The 18,232-nt window shown below is 45.3% G+C and carries 19 protein-coding genes and 1 other RNA gene; 12 read left to right on the top strand and 8 right to left on the bottom strand.

The genetic code is table 11. From position 1 onward, the window contains the following. The first annotated feature begins 1 nt into the window (after nucleotide 1). Entirely contained in the window at nucleotides 2–2,284 is a 2,283-nt protein-coding gene (parC, locus tag AC5O63_RS14265) for a DNA topoisomerase IV subunit A (protein ID WP_494505408.1), read from the top strand. A gap of 71 nt (nucleotides 2,285–2,355) precedes the next feature. On the opposite strand, the gene degS is transcribed toward parC, so the two are convergent. From degS to zapG, 3 genes are all read right to left on the bottom strand, one after another. Beyond that, nucleotides 2,356–3,420 (bottom strand): outer membrane-stress sensor serine endopeptidase DegS, encoded by a 1,065-nt coding sequence (gene degS / locus AC5O63_RS14260; RefSeq protein WP_494505407.1) that lies wholly within the window; start codon nucleotides 3,418–3,420, stop codon nucleotides 2,356–2,358. Between the two features lie 128 nt (nucleotides 3,421–3,548). Further along, nucleotides 3,549–4,916: a DegQ family serine endoprotease gene (locus AC5O63_RS14255; protein ID WP_494505406.1), complete on the bottom strand. Its 1,368-nt coding sequence runs from the start codon at nucleotides 4,914–4,916 to the stop codon at nucleotides 3,549–3,551. 123 nt (nucleotides 4,917–5,039) lie between these two features. After that, on the bottom strand, nucleotides 5,040–5,498 hold the full coding sequence (gene zapG, locus AC5O63_RS14250; protein WP_494505405.1) for a Z-ring associated protein ZapG: 459 nt from the start codon (nucleotides 5,496–5,498) through the stop codon (nucleotides 5,040–5,042). A 152-nt stretch (nucleotides 5,499–5,650) separates the two neighbouring features. Here zapG and zapE point away from each other — a divergent pair, with 152 nt between their 5' ends. The 8 genes from zapE (at nucleotide 5,651) to sspB (ending at nucleotide 12,002) form a co-directional block, all read left to right on the top strand. After that, entirely contained in the window at nucleotides 5,651–6,757 is a 1,107-nt protein-coding gene (gene zapE / locus AC5O63_RS14245; RefSeq protein WP_171323078.1) for a cell division protein ZapE, read from the top strand. Nucleotides 6,758–7,002: 245 nt separating this feature from the next. Then, the gene (gene rplM / locus AC5O63_RS14240) at nucleotides 7,003–7,431 is read left to right on the top strand and encodes a 50S ribosomal protein L13 (RefSeq protein ID WP_004744972.1); all 429 of its coding nucleotides are present in this window, start codon (nucleotides 7,003–7,005) and stop codon (nucleotides 7,429–7,431) included. A 16-nt stretch (nucleotides 7,432–7,447) separates the two neighbouring features. Beyond that, nucleotides 7,448–7,840 (top strand): 30S ribosomal protein S9, encoded by a 393-nt coding sequence (gene rpsI, locus AC5O63_RS14235; RefSeq protein WP_004415472.1) that lies wholly within the window; start codon nucleotides 7,448–7,450, stop codon nucleotides 7,838–7,840. Nucleotides 7,841–8,170: 330 nt separating this feature from the next. Next, entirely contained in the window at nucleotides 8,171–8,764 is a 594-nt protein-coding gene (petA, locus tag AC5O63_RS14230; RefSeq protein WP_004744971.1) for a ubiquinol-cytochrome c reductase iron-sulfur subunit, read from the top strand. Beyond that, complete coding sequence (locus tag AC5O63_RS14225; RefSeq protein ID WP_004744970.1) at nucleotides 8,764–10,029, top strand: cytochrome b; 1,266 nt, start codon at nucleotides 8,764–8,766, stop codon at nucleotides 10,027–10,029. The genes petA and AC5O63_RS14225 overlap by 1 nt, the downstream gene beginning before the upstream one ends. Beyond that, nucleotides 10,026–10,763, top strand: a complete 738-nt coding sequence (locus AC5O63_RS14220) for a cytochrome c1 (RefSeq protein WP_004744969.1) — start codon at nucleotides 10,026–10,028, stop codon at nucleotides 10,761–10,763. The genes AC5O63_RS14225 and AC5O63_RS14220 overlap by 4 nt, the downstream gene beginning before the upstream one ends. Nucleotides 10,764–10,860: 97 nt before the next feature. Next, nucleotides 10,861–11,496 (top strand): stringent starvation protein SspA, encoded by a 636-nt coding sequence (gene sspA, locus AC5O63_RS14215; protein ID WP_004744968.1) that lies wholly within the window; start codon nucleotides 10,861–10,863, stop codon nucleotides 11,494–11,496. Between the two features lie 11 nt (nucleotides 11,497–11,507). Then, nucleotides 11,508–12,002 carry a ClpXP protease specificity-enhancing factor gene (gene sspB / locus AC5O63_RS14210; protein ID WP_004749088.1) on the top strand — a complete coding sequence of 165 codons (495 nt, stop codon included), beginning with the start codon at nucleotides 11,508–11,510 and terminating at the stop codon, nucleotides 12,000–12,002. A 45-nt stretch (nucleotides 12,003–12,047) separates the two neighbouring features. Here the strand turns inward: sspB and AC5O63_RS14205 are convergent, their stop codons facing one another. From AC5O63_RS14205 to AC5O63_RS14190, 4 genes are read right to left on the bottom strand one after another with little or no spacing between them, the layout of a single operon-like run. Then, the gene (locus tag AC5O63_RS14205; RefSeq protein ID WP_494505404.1) at nucleotides 12,048–12,617 is read right to left on the bottom strand and encodes a BON domain-containing protein; all 570 of its coding nucleotides are present in this window, start codon (nucleotides 12,615–12,617) and stop codon (nucleotides 12,048–12,050) included. Nucleotides 12,618–12,620: 3 nt separating this feature from the next. Then, nucleotides 12,621–13,211 carry a phosphoheptose isomerase gene (locus AC5O63_RS14200; protein WP_004744965.1) on the bottom strand — a complete coding sequence of 197 codons (591 nt, stop codon included), beginning with the start codon at nucleotides 13,209–13,211 and terminating at the stop codon, nucleotides 12,621–12,623. A gap of 3 nt (nucleotides 13,212–13,214) precedes the next feature. Continuing rightward, nucleotides 13,215–13,625 carry a YraN family protein gene (locus tag AC5O63_RS14195; RefSeq protein ID WP_494505403.1) on the bottom strand — a complete coding sequence of 137 codons (411 nt, stop codon included), beginning with the start codon at nucleotides 13,623–13,625 and terminating at the stop codon, nucleotides 13,215–13,217. Continuing rightward, entirely contained in the window at nucleotides 13,567–15,381 is a 1,815-nt protein-coding gene (locus tag AC5O63_RS14190; protein ID WP_494505402.1) for a penicillin-binding protein activator, read from the bottom strand. The genes AC5O63_RS14195 and AC5O63_RS14190 overlap by 59 nt, the downstream gene beginning before the upstream one ends. Nucleotides 15,382–15,444: 63 nt before the next feature. On the opposite strand from AC5O63_RS14190, the gene rsmI reads away from it, so the two are divergent. Then, a complete protein-coding gene (gene rsmI / locus AC5O63_RS14185) occupies nucleotides 15,445–16,308 on the top strand; it encodes a 16S rRNA (cytidine(1402)-2'-O)-methyltransferase (RefSeq protein WP_171323070.1) in 864 nt (287 codons plus the stop codon). A 137-nt stretch (nucleotides 16,309–16,445) separates the two neighbouring features. Here the strand turns inward: rsmI and AC5O63_RS14180 are convergent, their stop codons facing one another. Then, the gene (locus AC5O63_RS14180) at nucleotides 16,446–16,595 is read right to left on the bottom strand and encodes a hypothetical protein (RefSeq protein WP_494505401.1); all 150 of its coding nucleotides are present in this window, start codon (nucleotides 16,593–16,595) and stop codon (nucleotides 16,446–16,448) included. A 72-nt stretch (nucleotides 16,596–16,667) separates the two neighbouring features. On the opposite strand from AC5O63_RS14180, the gene rnpB reads away from it, so the two are divergent. After that, an RNA gene (gene rnpB, locus AC5O63_RS14175) (RNase P RNA component class A) lies at nucleotides 16,668–17,098 on the top strand. 183 nt (nucleotides 17,099–17,281) lie between these two features. Further along, a complete protein-coding gene (gene rsmH / locus AC5O63_RS14170; protein ID WP_004744961.1) occupies nucleotides 17,282–18,232 on the top strand; it encodes a 16S rRNA (cytosine(1402)-N(4))-methyltransferase RsmH in 951 nt (316 codons plus the stop codon).

Below are 18,232 nucleotides of genomic sequence, written 5' to 3'. Positions count from 1 at the left end.
GATGTCTACTGAAATTACATTTGATGGCGTTGAACAGTTGCCAATGCGCAAGTTCACCGAAGACGCTTATCTTAACTATTCAATGTACGTCATTATGGACCGTGCGTTGCCATATATTGGTGACGGTTTAAAACCGGTTCAGCGTCGTATTATCTACGCAATGTCGGAGCTTGGTCTTTCGGCAGCGGCAAAATACAAAAAATCGGCACGTACTGTTGGTGACGTGTTAGGTAAGTACCACCCACACGGGGACTCGGCTTGTTACGAAGCAATGGTATTGATGGCTCAGCCATTCTCTTACCGTTATCCACTCGTAGATGGTCAAGGAAACTGGGGTGCGCCTGATGATCCTAAATCATTCGCGGCAATGCGTTATACCGAAGCAAAACTCTCTAAGTTTGCCGAAGTTCTGCTTGGCGAATTAGGCCAAGGCACCGTTGAATGGCAGCCTAACTTTGACGGCACGATGAAAGAGCCGCAAATGTTACCAGCGCGTTTACCTCACATCCTGCTTAATGGTGTGACAGGTATCGCGGTAGGCATGGCAACGGACATTCCGCCACACAACGTACGTGAAGTGGCTGAAGCGACGATTCATCTGATCGACAATCCAAAGTCTGAACTTGCGGATGTAATGAACTTTGTTCAGGGGCCAGATTACCCAACAGAAGCAGAGATCATTTCGCCTAAAGCAGATTTAGAGAAGATTTATCGTACTGGTCGTGGCAGCATTAAAATGCGCGCAGTATGGCACAAAGAAGGTTCAGAGATCGTCATTACCGCTCTGCCACACCAAGTGTCTGGCGCTAAGCTACTAGAGCAAATCGCTAACCAAATGCGCGCTAAAAAACTGCCTATGGTTGACGATCTACGTGATGAATCCGATCACGAGAACCCAACTCGTATCGTGGTGGTACCGCGTTCAAACCGCGTTGACTGTGACCAGTTGATGAATCACCTATTTGCCTCGACCGATCTTGAAAAGAACTTCCGTGTAAACCTAAACATGATTGGTTTGGACAACCGTCCTCAGGTGAAAGGACTCGTTCAAATTCTATCTGAATGGATCGAATTCCGTCGTGCAACTGTACGTCGTCGTTTGCAACACCGTTTAGATAAGGTCATGGCTCGCTTGCACATCTTGGAAGGTTTGTTGGTTGCATACCTTAATCTCGATGAGGTGATTGAGATCATTCGTACTGAAGACGATCCTAAAGCGGTGCTTATGGAACGTTTTGGTATTACCGATATTCAAGCAGATGCGATTCTCGATACCAAACTTCGCCACTTAGCGAAATTGGAAGAGATGAAGATTCGCGGTGAGCAAGATGAGTTAGAAAAAGAGCGTGAAAAACTAGAGCAACTATTAGGCTCTGAGCGTCGTCTTAACACTCTTCTGAAGAAAGAAATCAAAGCGGATGCTGATAAATACGGTGATGATCGCCGTTCGCCAATGGTTGAGCGCGCAGAAGCTAAGGCGCTAACAGAGCGTGATTTAGTCCCTAGTGAACCAATTACGGTTGTTCTTTCTGAGAAAGGTTGGATTCGTCATGCTAAAGGGCATGATGTGGATGCTGATGGTTTGAACTATAAGTCGGGCGATAAATACCTTGCCCATGCTCGTGGTAAGAGTAATCAGCAAGCTGTGTTCCTTGGCAGTGATGGTCGAAGCTACTCTTTAGAGTCTCACTCATTGCCATCTGCGCGTAGTCAAGGTGAGCCAATTACAGGTCGCTTGAACATTAGCGCAGGGACCAATATTCGTCATGTTGTTATGGGCGAAGAAGAGCAACTGTGGTTAGTCGGTTCTGACGCGGGTTATGGTTTCGTTTGTAAGGGAAGTGACTTACTGTCGAAAAACCGCAGTGGTAAAGCTTTGGTGACACTGCCGCAGAATTCTGAAGTGCTTTCACCACAAACGGTGGGCAATTTAGACGCCGACGAAATCTTAGCGATTACTAACCAAGGTCGTATGTTGCTGTTCCCAATCAAGGATCTGCCGCAGCTTGGTAAAGGTAAAGGCAATAAGATTATTAACATTCCAGCTGCAAAAGCGAAAGAGCGTGAAGAGCTTGTTTCTCACCTCATTGCTCTGCCTCAAGGGAGCTCGGTCACTCTGTATGCGGGTAAACGTAAACTTGGATTAAAACCGGCAGACCTAGAGAATTTCCGCGGAGAGCGTGGACGTCGAGGTGGCTTGTTGCCTAGAGGTCTTCAGCGCGTAACTCGTATTGAGGTTGAGTCTGGTTCAACCCCGGAGCCTGAAAACGAAGCGTCTGAATAGAACAAAAAAACCCATGCCTAGCATGGGTTTTTATTTTTCATCGTATTTGTTAGGTCAACACACTCTAAAGCTTATTCGCGCGTATCTTCTTCAATGGTGACTTTAAGGGTTTTCTCAACTCCTTTACGCAGTACTAGCACATCAACAATGGTACCTGGTCTTAACTCGGTGACTATGTCCATCACGCTTTGACGTCCATTGATCTTCTGACCATCAATTTTCAAGATAATATCTTGAGCTTCAAATCCAGCATCTGCCGCAGGGCCGTTAGGGTCAATACCTAATACTACAATGCCGCCTAGATGTTCGTTACCTAATAGACGTGAGGTAACTGAGTTAATATCTTGTCCATCAATTCCGATATAGCCGCGAATCACTCGACCATCGGCAATGATTTTCTGCATGATTTTATTGGCCAGTGCGTATGGAATGGCAAACGAAATACCGTAAGTTTCCAGCTCAGTGGCTTGTTGGAATGAAGCAGTGTTAATTCCGACTAGCTCGCCACGCGTATTGACCAAGGCGCCACCAGAGTTACCTTCATTGATTGCGGCATCGGTTTGGATAAACGCTTGGTGACCATCGGCGCTGATTGAAGAGCGGCCAGTGGCAGAGATAATACCGAAAGTGGTGGTTTGACCAAGGTTGTACGGGTTACCAATTGCCAGAACAATATCACCGACTTTCGGCGAGTATTCAGGATTAAGTGGAATAACAGGTAAGTTCTCGCCTTCAACCCTCAGAATGGCGATATCGGTTCTACGGTCTTTACCAACTAATTGAGCGGCAGCCACTCGGCCATCTTGCAGCGCAACGATAATTTGATCGGCCTGTGCAACGACGTGGTAGTTGGTAATGATATAGCCTTTATCACTGACGATGACACCAGAGCCTAGCCCTTGGGTAAGCAGTTTGGAACGATCGCTCTCTTGGTACTTACGGCTATAAATATTCACCACAGCAGGAGCGGCTTTTCGAACGGCTTGATTGAATGACACCTGAACCTGTGAATAGTCAGTTACAGTGGATTGATTGGTTTGAGGAAGGATGTTGGACCGCAAAGACGGTACAGCGATTAATAACAGAGCAGCAGTTGCTAAGCCTAAGCCAATAGAACGCAACAAAAATTGCAGCATGCTTTCCTCGTCAAGGTCATAAAATGGATAAGTTGGTGAAGAATAGCACTAGATGAGAAAATAACAAAAGGACAGCGGGTACTACCGCTGTCCTTTCAAGCCAATATCGCGTTTTTTATCAATGGCGTTTATCGAATAACAAGATAGATACTACGCTCTCCACGTTGGATATTGAGTGCAAGTACTCCTGATTGCTTCTCTACCACTTTTCTAAACTCAGCAAGGTTTTTCACTCGTTGACGGTTAACGCCAATAATGATGTCATCTTTTTGCAGCTGATAAGCTTCAGCATTAGAGCCTTTTTCTACTGAGGTAACTTTAACTCCTTGCACAGAGTCACTCGCATTGGTGTTGGTTAGCTGAGCACCAGACAAGCCTTCATGTAGCTTATCAGCAGTCGTCTTCATGTTAGTTTGCTCACCTAAGGTGACATCGAATGATTTCTTCTTACCGTCGCGCACGACGCCAAGTGAGATCTCTTTACCTGCACCTAAGGTGGCGACTTTTGCTCTCAGTTCGCTAAATGAATTAATCGCTTTACCGTTGACAGAGACAATAACATCGCCTGCTTCAAGCCCTGCTTTATCTGCAGCACTGTCTGGAACGACTTGGCTAACAAATGCGCCTTTGCTTGATTCGTATCCTAAAGCTTCTGCTAATTCAGAGGTGATTTCGCCACCTTGTACGCCGAGCATGCCGCGTTTGACTTCACCAAACTCTAAGATTTGCGCGGTTAGGTTGGTCATCATGTTGGATGGAATCGCAAAGCCGATACCGACGTTACCGCCGTTGGGGCCTAAGATAGCGGTGTTAATACCAATCAGTTCACCGTTAAGATTAACTAGAGCTCCCCCCGAGTTGCCGCTGTTGATAGCTGCGTCGGTTTGGATAAAGTTCTCAAAATTTTCTAGGTTAAGACCACTACGACCTAGCGCAGACACAATCCCCGAGGTTACGGTTTGCCCTAGACCAAATGGGTTACCAATGGCTACGGTGAAATCACCAACGCGCAATTTGTCTGAGTCAGCGATCTTAATTTCGGTCAGGTTTTTCGCTTCTTCCAACTTGAGTAGTGCGACATCTGACATCTGGTCGCCACCTACCAACTCAGCATCGTATTCACGACCATCACGCAGTTTAACGCGGATTTTTTCTGCGCCGTTGATTACGTGATAGTTAGTAACAATGTGGCCTTTCTTAGCGTCAACGATGACACCCGAGCCTAATCCACGGAATGGGCGTTCTTGGAGTTGTTCGGTTGGGAAGTCAGGCCCGAAGAAAAAACGGAACTGATCAGGAATTTGTTGTTTGGATACTTGGGTTCCTTCTACTGAGATACTGACGACAGCAGGGGTCACTTTTTCAAGCATTGGAGCCAAGCTTGGTAACTGTTCGCCATCAACCGTAAAAGGCAAAGCGGCTGTAGCCTGCATTGGTGTGATGATTGAACTTAGGCTTAATGACAGGACGGTTAAAGCAAGCAAAGGTTTTTTCATCGGATACTCCTAGTTGGTTAAGGACCTAATACTGACATTTGTACGAAAAATCAGATTTTAATGGTCACTTGTAGGAGTTATGACTTAAAAACCTTTGCAAAGTTCATCAAAGATAGATTTCAATTATGACGCTTTAGCTGAAACAACATCTTGAGAATCTAAAATTTCTTTTTTCTGCTCTTTTAATAAACCCGTTGAACCTGACGCATAATCCTTAGGTGCTTCGCTTAACGGTTGAATATCAACATCGTTATTTTCAACTGATTCTGAATCAGACTGCTGAACGATCTTCTTCACGAATGGGTTATCTTGCTCGGGAATGTTTGGTAAAAGCTCTGAAGACGTCTTCGCCATATGCTGATACAGCTTAGTGTACTCTTTACCTAGTGAATCCAACATTTCCGCTGTTTGCGCAAAGTGATCTGCAAGATCTTGTTTTTGCTGCTCTAATTCAAATTTTGCGTTGTCGAGATCTTTTTGAACGCTTTTTTGCTTCTTGTATCCTGGTGTTGTCAGGCGAGAAATCGCAACACCTAAAATCGTACCAACAAGCAAACCTACGAGGGCATAAATCCAAGGCATAATTGCTCCTTATCATTGTTATTTAACATGTTTTTTACTGGTTAGTTACACATGTTCAATTGACATGGTACTATGAGAACTTAAGCCAATAAAGAAAAATGCATGTGCTCTACATAGCAGTTTGACAGTCTTCTTGAGTAGGTAAAGAAGCAATGACGCCATTAGAAATCTATAACAACGATATAAAACAACATGGTTTTCAAAAGGATGCCGCGCAGCTTCAAGCGGTTACAGCCTTAGATAATCTCTACCATGAATTCATCGACTACGTTAACACGCCGGTAGAAAAGCCGAGCGGATGGAAAACTTGGTTTAGTAAAAAAGCGCCTGAGCTACCACAGGCACCCCAAGGTCTCTATTTTTGGGGCGGAGTAGGGCGTGGTAAAACCTACCTGGTTGACACCTTCTTTGAGGCTCTACCCACAGAAAAGAAAATGCGCGTCCATTTTCACCGCTTTATGTATCGTGTCCACGATGAGTTAAATGCATTAGGTGATGTGAATGACCCACTAGAGTTGGTGGCTGACAAATTTAAGTCTGAGGCTGAGATCATCTGCTTCGATGAGTTTTTTGTTTCAGACATTACTGATGCCATGATTCTGGGCACTCTGTTCCAAGCTCTGTTTAAGCGTGGGGTTATCTTAGTCGCGACTTCGAATATTCCGCCGCAAGATTTGTATCGTAATGGATTGCAACGTGCTCGTTTTCTTCCTGCGATTGAATTGATCGAGAAAAACTGCCGCGTGTTGAATGTTGATAGTGGGATTGATTACCGCTTGAGAACTCTAGAACAAGCCGAGATCTACCACTCTCCGTTAGATGCGCAAGCCGATAAAAACCTGCGCCACTATTACGAACAGCTCGTTGGGGAAGGGAAGAAAGGGGCTCAGAGTATCGAGATAAATCATCGAGAGATTGATGTCATTCAAGCTTCTGAAGATGTGTTACACGCCAGCTTTGCACAGCTATGCCAATCTGCGCGCAGCCAAAATGACTACATAGAGATGTCGCGTATCTATCACACCGTATTGCTAGCGGATGTGCAAATAATGGATCGCACCATAGATGATGCTGCCAGACGTTTCATTGCTCTGGTCGATGAGTTCTATGAACGTCATGTCAAACTGATTATATCTGCGGAAGTGCCTTTGGAAGCGCTTTATGCGGGTGGTCAATTGGAGTTTGAATTTAAACGCTGTCAGTCGCGTTTGATTGAAATGCAAAGTCATGATTACTTGGCGAAAGAACATTTAGCATAGCTGGCGGAAGCGAACTGTGCTCAATTGAAAAAAAATGAAATTTTCACGCGAAAAGAGGTGATTTTTTCTACTGACTTCTCTATAATCCTGCGACCCACCGTTACTGCAGACCTTATTATCGAAGGTATTTCGACATAACGGGTCGAGAGTGCCAATCACTCGAAGGGGTGTTAACTGGACTCTTAGTCAGTGGGAGCGAAAGCTCCTTAAGTGTAAATTTAATTATTGAACGGGTTATTATTAGCATGAAAACTTTCGTTGCTAAACCAGAAACTGTAAAACGCGACTGGTACGTTGTAGACGCTGAAGGTAAAACTCTTGGCCGTCTAGCAAGTGAAATTGCATCTCGCCTACGTGGCAAACACAAAGCTGAATACACTCCACACTGTGACACTGGTGATTACATCATCGTTGTTAACGCGGAGAAAGTTACTGTAACTGGTAACAAGGCTAAAGGTAAGATTTACTACCGTCACACTGAATTCCCTGGCGGCCTAAAATCAATCAGCTTCGAGAAGCTAATTGATCGCAAGCCAGAGATGGCTCTTGAGCTAGCAGTTAAAGGTATGCTACCACGTGGTCCTCTTGGCCGTGCTATGTACCGTAAGCTGAAAGTTTACGCTGGCGCTGAGCACAACCATGTTGCTCAACAACCTCAAGTACTAGACATCTAATCGGGGATTTCGAACAATGGCAGATAATCAATACTACGGTACTGGCCGTCGCAAAAGCTCAGCTGCACGTGTTTTTGTTAAACCAGGCAGCGGCAACATCGTAATCAACAAGCGTAGCCTTGATGAGTACTTCGGTCGTCCAACTTCTCGCATGGTTGTTAAACAGCCTCTAGAGCTAGTTGAACTAACTGAGAAACTAGACCTATACGTTACTGTTAAAGGTGGCGGTATTTCTGGTCAAGCAGGTGCTATCCGTCACGGTATCACTCGCGCTCTAATGGAATACGATGAGTCTCTACGTCCTACTCTACGTGCTGCGGGTTACGTTACTCGTGACGCTCGTTGCGTTGAACGTAAGAAAGTTGGTCTACGTAAAGCACGTCGTCGTCCACAGTTCTCTAAGCGTTAATCTTTTTTCGAAAAGATTCGCTTCCAATGTTTACATTGGAACGTGGTACCAAAAGCCTGGCTTCTTGCCAGGCTTTTTTGTTTTTGTCCGTTAAAAAAATCCTTTCCTAGCGCCACTTATCATTTGATTTCTCTTACTTATCCTCCTTTTGTGACCTCACTGGCGATTCGCTTCACAAATGTTACAAAAAGGTAGCTTTATCTTGTCAAAAAGTAGGGTTTTATTTATCATTTGGCATCAAATAAATACAACTAAATTCGTATTTTGTTAGCCATGCTCTTTAAGCGGAATAACAATAAATCCACAAGGAGCAAATGGGAGAATGTTTGGATGAGCAATGCGCCTTTAAATAACGGTCGCAGACGTTTCTTAACCGCTACAACAGCCGTTGTGGGTGGTTTAGGAGCAGCTGCTGTCGCCGTTCCTTTTATTAAATCTTGGAACCCAAGTGAAAAAGCCAAAGCTGCAGGTGCCCCTGTTGAAGTTGATATCGGTAAACTTGAAGAAGGGCAAATGGTACGTGTTGAATGGCGTGGTAAACCTGTATGGGTTGTCCGTCGTGCACAGTCTGTAGTTGAAGGATTAAAAGCTATCGATGGTCAGCTACGCGACCCATCTTCAGCAGAAGAACAACAACCAACTTATGCTCAGAATGCTTATCGCTCAATTAAGCCAGAGTATTTTGTTGCGGTAGGTATCTGTACACACCTTGGTTGTTCTCCAACGTATTTGCCTGACAGTTTTAATGAGCAAGTTCAGGGTGTTAAATCAGGTTTCTTCTGTCCGTGTCACGGCTCTAAGTTCGACATGGCAGGTCGTGTTTTCCAAGGCGTACCAGCGCCATTAAACCTAGTTGTTCCAAAGCACCAATACTTAAGTGATACCAAGATTATTATCGGTGTTGACGAAGAAGGGGAGGCATAATGCAAGCTCTACTTGATTGGGTAGAAAAACGCATACCCGCAATGAATGCGTACAAGAAGCACCTTTCTGAGTACCCGATGCCAAAGAACTTTAACTTCTGGTATCTATTTGGCTCGCTAGCGATGCTTGTCTTGGTTAACCAAATCCTAACCGGTATCTGGTTAACAATGAACTACGTTCCTTCTGGTGACGGAGCTTTTGCCTCAATCGAATACATCATGCGTGATGTTGAATACGGTTGGTTGCTGCGTTATATGCACTCTACAGGTGCGTCAGCCTTCTTCGTTGTTGTCTACCTGCACATGTTCCGCGGTCTTATCTACGGTTCTTACCAGAAGCCTCGTGAGCTACTGTGGATATTCGGTATGCTTATCTTCCTAGTGTTGATGGCAGAAGCTTTCATGGGCTACTTACTACCTTGGGGACAAATGTCATACTGGGGTGCACAGGTAATCATTTCTCTATTTGGTGCGATTCCTGTTATTGGTGATGACCTAACGCTATGGATTCGTGGTGACTACGTTATCTCTGGTGCAACGCTAAACCGCTTCTTTGCACTACACGTAATTGCTCTGCCTATCGTTCTATTACTGCTAATCGTTCTTCACGTACTAGCACTGCACGAAGTAGGTTCAAACAACCCTGATGGTATCGAAACTAAGCTACCTAAAGGTACTATGGGCGATGACTACAAGACTCAGTTCCCATTCCATAACGATTACACTAAGAAATACGACATCATCGATTCTATTCCTTTCCACCCGTACGGGACTGTGAAAGATATGGTTGGTGTAGCCGGTTTCCTATTCTTCTTCTGTTATGTGCTGTTCTTCAACCCAGAGATGGGCGGTTACTTCCTTGAGCCACCTAACTTTGAAGCAGCAAACCCACTGAAAACACCTGAGCACATTGCTCCTGTATGGTACTTTACTCCGTTCTACGCGATTCTACGTGCGGTTCCGGATAAGCTACTAGGTGTTATCGCGATGGGTGCATCGATTGCGGTTCTATTTGTACTGCCTTGGTTAGACCGTTGTCGTGTACGTTCTTACCGCTACCGCAGTAAGTTCCATTTATTCAATATCATCCAGTTCACGATCAGCTTTATCGCGTTGGGTATTCTTGGTGCGCTACCAGCAACACCAACATACACGCTATTAGCTCAGATCTTCAGCTTAGCTTACTTCATGTTCTTCGTACTGCTGTACTTCTACAGTAAGAACGAAGCGACTAAGCCACTACCAGAAAGGGTGACATTCAAATGAAAAAATGGATTGTAATTTTATTTGCAATGCTGCCTTCATTGGCGATGGCAGCGGGTGCGAACGTACCACTTGATAAAGCAAACAATGATCTGAGTGACCAAGCTTCACTGCAAAACGGTGCGAAACTGTTTATGAACTACTGTTTCGGCTGTCACTCAGCTCAATACCAACGTTATGAGCGTGTCGCTCGTGACATTGGTATCCCAGTTGAACTGCTTAAAGAAAATCTAATCTTTGATCCAGAAGCGAAAGTGGGTGACTTGATGGAAAACTCGATTCCTGAGAAGTCAGCAGCGAAATGGTTTGGTGCTCCACCGCCAGATCTAACACTGGTTGCTCGTGTTCGTGGTACGGATTGGCTATACACATACCTACGTTCATTCTATGAGGACCCAAGCCGTCCGTTTGGTGTTAACAACATTGTTTTCCCAAGTGTTGGTATGCCTCATGTACTAGAAGAGCTGCAAGGCATTCCTAAGCCAGTTTTTGAAACTCATGTCGTAGATGGCAAAGAAGTGACAAAAGTGGTTGGCATAGAAGCTGATGGTACCGGTGAGCTAAACAATGAAGAGTACGACCAAGCAGTACGTGATTTGGTTAACTTCTTGGAGTACTCAGGTGACCCAGTGAAACTAGAGCGTCATGCGCTAGGTTGGTGGGTAATGGCTTTCCTAGTCATCTTCACGATTGTTGTTGTGCTACTGAAGAAAGAGTATTGGCGTGATGTGCACTAATTGTGCTATCATACTGTGCTAATTCCCAATTTTTGAACTTAACAATGGAGGCTTAGCCTCCATTGTTTTTATATTTGTAAGTGTGCTGGAGGGCTCCATGGCTGTAGCTGCCAATAAACGTTCTGTGATGACTCTATTTTCAAGTGCATCTGATATGTATAGCCATCAGGTACGTATTGTTCTAGCAGAGAAAGGTGTAAGCGTTGAAGTAGAACTCGTAGATGAAGCAAATCTACCTGCGGAGCTTATTGAACTTAACCCGTACAAGACAGTACCAACGTTAGTAGACCGTGAACTAGCGCTTTACGATTCAAAGATCATCATGGAATACCTAGATGAGCGTTTCCCTCATCCACCATTGATGCCAGTTTACCCAGTTGCTCGTGGTAACAGCCGTCTAATGATCTTCCGTATTGAGAAAAACTGGTACACGCTTGCTGAGAAAATCGTAAAAGGCAACGCAGAAGAAGCAGAAGCAGCACGTAACAAACTACGTAATGACCTGCTAACTCTAGGCCCAGTTTTTGCTGAGTACGAATATTTCATGAGCGAAGAGTTCAGCCTAATTGACTGTTACTTAGCACCGTTACTATGGCGTCTGCCTCAACTTGGTATTGAGTTGGTAGGCCCAGGTTCTAAAGAACTAAAAGTTTACATGAACCGCGTATTTGAACGTGATTCATTCCTAGCTTCTCTAACTGAAGCTGAACGTGAAATGCGTCTAGCTCGTTAATTGGCGAGAAGATGGATATAGCAAACATGACACCACGCCGACCATACATGCTTCGTGCATTCTATGATTGGCTGGTGGATAACGATTTAACTCCACACTTGGTCGTGGCAGCAGAATTACCTGGTGTACGTGTACCTTTGGAGTTCGTTCAAGACGGTCAGATTATCCTTAATATCGCTCCAAGAGCGGTGGGTAATTTAGAACTAGGCAACGAAGCAATTACCTTCAATGCTCGCTTTAGTGGTCGCCCTCACTCAGTGATTGTTCCTCTGTATGCAGTACAAGCTATCTACGCGCGTGAAAACGGCGCAGGTACGATGTTTGAGCCTGAAGAGGCTTACATGGCTGAATACGAGGAAGAAGGCATTGAAGAGGTATCTGACGAGCCTCAACCATTGTCAGTTGCGACAGAGGTGGAGCCAGAACCAGAAACCGCAGATGCGACAGTGGGTGATGACGAGCCGCCAAGACCTAAAGGTCGACCGAGTCTTAGAGTCGTTAAATAATAAAAAAGCAGCGCCTAGCGCTGCTTTTTTGTATCTGCGATTCGCTTAGCTTCCCTGATGGAATGCTTTTACCACCTGTTTTACCCCAGAGGTATTGCGGGCGATATCTATCGCTATTTCAGCATGTTCATGTGAAACGTAGCCAAGTAGGAAGACTTCTTTATCTTCAGTGATGACCTTGATTTTGGTTCCACTTAATTCAGAGTTGGCAATTAAAGCGGATTTAACCTTAGTGGTGATCCAACTGTCGTGACTGATCTCGCCAACAGAGAGCGGCGCTTTAACGCGCAATTGGTTATATATGTTCTCGACGCCTTTTATATCACGGGCGCGACTTTCAATCTCACGCTTAAGCTGCTCGGTATTCGCTTGCCCCATTAAAACTACGCTGCCATTGTAAGAGCTAGCAGTAATACGTGCGTTGCCTCTGAATGGTGCTTTGTTGCCGATACCTGCAATTTCAAACTCGATGTTATTGTCGTCCCAGATCTCTTGAGTTGTTCTTGGATCAATCACAATACTGGCAGTTGTTGCCGCACCTGCGACAAACAGACCTGCACAACCGGTCAGGCTGAGGGCGAAAAATGACAGCAATAAGCCTTTAAACATCTTCATAACTTACTCTTCGTGCGCTGGGAACAATACTTGGTCGATAAGATCGCATAAGCAGTGTAGCGTCACCATATGAACTTCGTGAATTCTTGCGGTTCTGTGAGATGGGATACGAATCTCAACATCATTCTCACCCAACAAGCCAGCCATTTCGCCGCCATCTTTACCAGTTAGGGCAATAATGGTCATATCTCGGGTTACCGCTGCTTCCATCGCTTTGATGATGTTCTTACTGTTACCACTGGTAGAGATAGCAAGTAGGATGTCTCCCGTTTGACCAAAAGCGCGTACCTGTTTGGAGAATATCTCTTCGTAGTGGTAGTCATTTGCCACTGCGGTTAAGGTGGTGTTATCAGCTGTCAGTGCCATCGCGGGTAAGCTTGGTCGCTCAGTTTCAAAACGGTTGAGAAGACAAGAAACAAACTGTTGGGCGTTTGAAGATGAGCCACCGTTGCCGCAGCAAAGAATTTTGTTGCCGTTGAGTAGACTCGCTACCATAGCTTGCGCTGCATGAGTAATGGCATCAGGGAGCGCTTCGGCTGCTGCGATTTGAATTTGAATACTTTCAGTAAAACTGTCTTTAATGCTATCTAGCATTGATTATCCTTGAGTAATTGCGTTTTTGATCCACTCGATTTGCGCGCCTTGCTGATGGATAGCCACTAAGTCAAAGCGAAAATCGGTTGAATAGATAGATAAGCCATTTTTGCTCAGCCACAGCGTGGCGGTTTTGATGAGCTTTTTCATTTTGCTGGCGGTAACGGTTTCCGCAGCATGTCCATAAGTTTGGCTTTTACGGTAGCGAACTTCGACAAAAACGATCGTCTCGCCATCTTTCATAATTAGGTCGAGTTCGCCTCCTTTGATAAGGAAGTTTCTCTCAATTGGCGATAAGCCGCAACTGATAAGATGCTTTTCAGCTGCAGCTTCGTAATGTTGCCCTTGTGCGCGCTTACTGAGTAGCACTGTGCTCCGCCCAGCTGATTTCACGTTGGACGATACAATCTTCATTAATGCTCAACACACCCGTGTTGCCATCAACCGTGTAATCATGCACGACTTTCATTTGTGGTAGGTGCTCCATTAAACGGTAAGCATCCATTCCCAATGCTTGAAGACGCTTCTCGGCATTGGAATCTTTTGGCCAAAGTTGTTCCATTTGAGCTTTCAATGCCGCATCAGGTTGAATTAGTAGTGGAATGTCGCTGTACATCACACCCGAAAGATCTTCGTATTGCTGGCGACCACTGTTACTGCGTGAGTTCGAGTAGAGTTTAGGTGGCACTGTATCAGGGTTAATCGCTACTTCAATAAATGGCTTAATCAGCGTAAGTTCAGAGCCGTTTGCGACAATGTAAACTGCATCGATATCACGGCGGCTACGCGGTTGGCTTTCCAGTGGAATGTTGAGTAGTGATTCCATCTGGGCAATGTGTTGCTGGCTACTTTGCAGGCCGAATACTTTGTTGATATCACGTTGGAGTTGACGCTTGTCACCGAAGAGGTTTACCGCAACCTTATTCTCACTGTGCTTATGCCACTCTTGTTCGAACGCTTCGACAACTCGTGATCCCAAACGGCCTTGTGGCGCAAGGATTAACGGGTATTGGTAGCCTTGCTGCGCTAAATGCTTGGCCGCTTGTGCCACTTCTTGCTCAGGCGATAGGGCTAAGTAGCAAGTGTTGTTACCCGCTTCGACTTCATCCGGAATGTTAAGTGCCAGCGTTGGGAGTGGGTTGGCAAAGCTAGCTTGAGCTTGCTGTAGTTTCTCTATGTTGCTTTTTAATAGCGGGCCGACCACTGAATCAATCTGTTTTTCAACCAATGTTGCTTCAAGCTCTTCGATAGAAGTAGCGTTGGTATCAATGACTGTTAGTGTGGCGTTTTCATCGCGCTCATCATCGTTCATCATTTCAAGGATAAACCCATCACGAATCAACTGAGCTTGCTTAGCAAACTTGCCTGAGAGTGGTAGCAGCAAGGCCGTGTTCACTGGCTTGGTGATTTCTAACGCGATAATGTCAGTTACGGCTTGAGGGGTGTAGATAGCGCCGGGGTGAGTTGGATTATCTACAAGCCATTGCTCAAGGCCAGATTTTAGCTGTGGAAGATTGTTTGCCAGACTTTTAGTTAGACCTGTTAACTCAAGCCAACCAGAGATGACTGGATCGGACTCTTGTTGTTTTAGCGTCTCGATTTGCGAAGCTGAGTATTGACTTAGGTTATTCCAAATCCCCTGTGCGACAAAGGCTTGCTCATTTTCTGGAAGGTATCGACTACTCAAAGAGAGTTCGCGTGTCGCGTTGAAGAAGTCACCCTGCTTGGTAAACAGTGAAGCGCGTAACTGGTGGTAGTTAAGCCATTGGTCTTCGCCTAACTGCCAAGACGGTCTAAAGTTGAGAATTTGCAACGCTTCGGCATGGTTACCTTGAGTCACGAGCAGTTCGGCACGTGCGAGTTGCCACTCAGCTTGTTGCATGTCATTTAAAGACTGACGAGCCAAGCGTTTGATCAATAGTTCAGATTGAACAAGGTCGCCTGAATCAATAGAGGCTTTAAGTGCCATGATTAACCAGTCATTTTGTAAGCTACCCTGGCTGCTGTCGGCGCGCATTAAGTAGGTTTGCACCGATTGATTCGGATCTAGGGTAATATCGACACTTCGCGGCGTCTTAGGAGCAGAAGAACACGCTGCCAATGTGACAGCAAGTGCTACAGGAGTCAGTAAGCGTGTTACACTTAGACGCTTGTGGTTATTCATGGCCATGAGTTCTTTATTAATTCCGTATAAGATTGTGTCTATATTAATCGTTGAAGTGATGGTAAACAAATGACAGATAACAAAACCTTACCAACTGAGGTTCCAACTCTCTATATCGTGCCTACGCCGATTGGTAATTTAGGCGATATAACTCAACGAGCGATTGAAGTTTTGTCCAATGTAGACCTCGTTGCTGCTGAAGATACTCGTCATACTGGTAAACTATTGTCTCACTTCAGTATTCAAACTAAAACTTTTGCCCTTCATGATCATAATGAACAGCAAAAAGCGCAAGTGTTAGTCGATAAATTGTTAGCTGGGCACTCGATCGCATTAGTTTCTGATGCAGGTACACCATTAATTAGTGATCCAGGTTACCATCTTGTGACTCAATGTCGTCAGGCGGGAGTCAAAGTTGTTCCGTTACCAGGAGCTTGCGCGGTCATCACCGCACTAAGTGCTTCAGGTCTACCCTCTGACCGCTTTAGCTTTGAAGGTTTCTTACCGGCTAAAAGTAAAGGTCGTAAGGATAAGTTTCTTGAAATAGCCAAGGTTGAGCGTACTTGTGTCTTCTATGAGTCTCCGCACCGTATCTTAGACTCGCTTGACGACATGCTTGAAATCTTGGGTCCAGACAGAGAAGTGGTATTGGCTCGGGAGCTAACCAAAACCTTCGAAACCATCCAAGGTATGCCGCTAGGTGAACTGGTTGAATGGGTCAAGTCGGACTCTAACCAGCAACGTGGTGAAATGGCATTGCTGATCCATGGCTACCGCGCATCAGAAGATGATTCTATCCCTGAAGAAGTTAAGCGCACAGTGACTATTTTGACCAAAGAGTTGCCATTAAAGAAAGCGGCAGCGATGGCGGCAGAAATCTACAATCTTAAAAAGAATGCCCTGTATAAATGGGGGTTGGAGAACCTGAGCTAGAACGTTACAGCTATAAAATTCATTTAGGGTAGGCGTTTATGCCTGCCCTTTTTATAATCTTAGATAACTAGATAACTAGATAACTAGATAACTAGATAACTAGATAACTAGATAACTAGATAACTAGATAACTTTACTTATTTGAGGATTGCTGTGCTTTCTTGCTGCAAATGTTTTAGATTTTCTTGCAGGGCGTAGCCCGTTCCAGTTTTCCATAGCGAAGCGTTCCAGCTCTCAAAAGTGTTCTCAAGTCTCAATGCCGGACGTTCTGTCGATTCCTTAACCACTTAACCCTCCGTTTGCAGCAAATCTGTGATCTCGCTAGACACTGCTCTCTGAACTCTATACAATCCGCCCTCGGAGTCGACTGGGTAGTCGCTGCTTTGTTGATGTCCTTCGGGAGACTGACGTTGAGGTCCTTTTAGGAGACTGACGTTGACGTCCTTCGGGAGACTGACAAAGGGGAGGAAAGTCCGGGCTTCATAGAGCAAGGTGCCAGGTAACGCCTGGGGGGCGCAAGCCCACGACAAGTGCAGCAGAGAGAAGACCGCCGATGGCCCGTAAGGGAACAGGTAAGGGTGAAAGGGTGCGGTAAGAGCGCACCGGACGACTAGTAATAGTTCGTAGCAGGGTAAACTCCACCTGAAGCAAGACCAAATAGGCCTCCACATTGCGTTGCTCGCGTAAGGAGGCGGGTAGGTTGCTTGAGCCAGTGAGTGATTGCTGGCCTAGACGAATGGCTACCGCCGCGCAAGCGGAACAGAACCCGGCTTATGTGTCGGCTCCACCTATTCGAGACCCATCGTAACTTTGTTATGATGGGTTTTTTGCTTTTTATTGACCAAATTTATTTTCGAACTATTAAACTTAGCGCAAAATCACGTGTTCTCACTCGCTAGTGGTGGCGATAAGCCATTAAATCAGTACACTGGAGAATCTGAATTCGTCAATGCGTCAGCCACATGAGATAACTATGACCGAAGCATTCAAACACATATCTGTACTCCTCCATGAATCGATCGATGGTTTAGCGATAAAACCAGACGGCATTTACATTGACGGTACATTCGGTCGCGGTGGTCACAGCCGTACAATTCTCTCTAAGCTAGGTGAAAACGGTCGTCTTTACAGTATAGATCGCGACCCACAAGCCATCGCTGAAGCGAACAAAATTGACGATCCGCGTTTTACCATTATTCATGGCCCATTTTCGGGTATGGCTGAATATGCCGTTGAGTACGATCTGGTCGGTAAAGTTGATGGTGTATTGCTTGATCTTGGTGTGTCGTCACCCCAGTTGGACGACGCAGAGCGTGGCTTTAGTTTTATGAAAGACGGGCCGCTAGATATGCGCATGGACCCGACCTCAGGCATTCCAGTTTCTCAATGGCTATTGGAAGCTGACCTTGATGATATTACTTGGGTGATTCGTGAGTTTGGTGAAGATAAACATGCTCGCCGCATTGCTAAAGCGATTGTTGCTTACCGTGAAAACGAAGAGAACGAACCGTTAACTCGCACAGGTCAACTGGCTAAACTAATTTCTGAAGCTGCACCAAAGAGCTTTAAAGAGAAGAAACACCCAGCAACTCGAGCATTCCAAGCGTTCCGAATCTACATCAATAGTGAGTTAGAAGAGATTGATACGGCACTTAAAGGTGCTGCAAGTATATTGGCTCCTCAAGGTCGCCTATCAGTAATTAGCTTCCACTCGTTAGAAGATCGTATGGTTAAGCGCTTTATTCGCAAAGAGAGTAAAGGGCCTGAAGTACCTCATGGCATTCCTATGACGGAAGATCAAATTAAAGCGTTAGGCAGTGCCAACCTGAAACCTGTAGGCAAAGCGATCAAACCTTCTAAACAAGAAGTGGAAGTGAATGCTCGCTCACGTAGTTCAGTGCTTCGCTTGGCTGAAAAGCTATAA

This window comes from Vibrio sp. SCP2 (assembly GCF_059295395.1).
The sequence above is the reverse complement of the archived record's forward strand: the minus strand, read 5'-3'. Positions and strand labels throughout refer to the sequence as shown.

What these genes read in the sequence shown, in the direction of transcription:
- parC (WP_494505408.1), top strand. Translation starts at nt 2, where the DNA reads ATGTCTACTGAAATTACATTTGATGGCGTTGAACAGTTGCCAATGCGC.
- degS (WP_494505407.1), bottom strand. Translation starts at nt 3,420, where the DNA reads ATGCTGCAATTTTTGTTGCGTTCTATTGGCTTAGGCTTAGCAACTGCT.
- AC5O63_RS14255 (WP_494505406.1), bottom strand. Translation starts at nt 4,916, where the DNA reads ATGAAAAAACCTTTGCTTGCTTTAACCGTCCTGTCATTAAGCCTAAGT.
- zapG (WP_494505405.1), bottom strand. Translation starts at nt 5,498, where the DNA reads ATGCCTTGGATTTATGCCCTCGTAGGTTTGCTTGTTGGTACGATTTTA.
- zapE (WP_171323078.1), top strand. Translation starts at nt 5,651, where the DNA reads ATGACGCCATTAGAAATCTATAACAACGATATAAAACAACATGGTTTT.
- rplM (WP_004744972.1), top strand. Translation starts at nt 7,003, where the DNA reads ATGAAAACTTTCGTTGCTAAACCAGAAACTGTAAAACGCGACTGGTAC.
- rpsI (WP_004415472.1), top strand. Translation starts at nt 7,448, where the DNA reads ATGGCAGATAATCAATACTACGGTACTGGCCGTCGCAAAAGCTCAGCT.
- petA (WP_004744971.1), top strand. Translation starts at nt 8,171, where the DNA reads ATGAGCAATGCGCCTTTAAATAACGGTCGCAGACGTTTCTTAACCGCT.
- AC5O63_RS14225 (WP_004744970.1), top strand. Translation starts at nt 8,764, where the DNA reads ATGCAAGCTCTACTTGATTGGGTAGAAAAACGCATACCCGCAATGAAT.
- AC5O63_RS14220 (WP_004744969.1), top strand. Translation starts at nt 10,026, where the DNA reads ATGAAAAAATGGATTGTAATTTTATTTGCAATGCTGCCTTCATTGGCG.
- sspA (WP_004744968.1), top strand. Translation starts at nt 10,861, where the DNA reads ATGGCTGTAGCTGCCAATAAACGTTCTGTGATGACTCTATTTTCAAGT.
- sspB (WP_004749088.1), top strand. Translation starts at nt 11,508, where the DNA reads ATGGATATAGCAAACATGACACCACGCCGACCATACATGCTTCGTGCA.
- AC5O63_RS14205 (WP_494505404.1), bottom strand. Translation starts at nt 12,617, where the DNA reads ATGAAGATGTTTAAAGGCTTATTGCTGTCATTTTTCGCCCTCAGCCTG.
- AC5O63_RS14200 (WP_004744965.1), bottom strand. Translation starts at nt 13,211, where the DNA reads ATGCTAGATAGCATTAAAGACAGTTTTACTGAAAGTATTCAAATTCAA.
- AC5O63_RS14195 (WP_494505403.1), bottom strand. Translation starts at nt 13,625, where the DNA reads ATGAAGATTGTATCGTCCAACGTGAAATCAGCTGGGCGGAGCACAGTG.
- AC5O63_RS14190 (WP_494505402.1), bottom strand. Translation starts at nt 15,381, where the DNA reads ATGGCCATGAATAACCACAAGCGTCTAAGTGTAACACGCTTACTGACT.
- rsmI (WP_171323070.1), top strand. Translation starts at nt 15,445, where the DNA reads ATGACAGATAACAAAACCTTACCAACTGAGGTTCCAACTCTCTATATC.
- rsmH (WP_004744961.1), top strand. Translation starts at nt 17,282, where the DNA reads ATGACCGAAGCATTCAAACACATATCTGTACTCCTCCATGAATCGATC.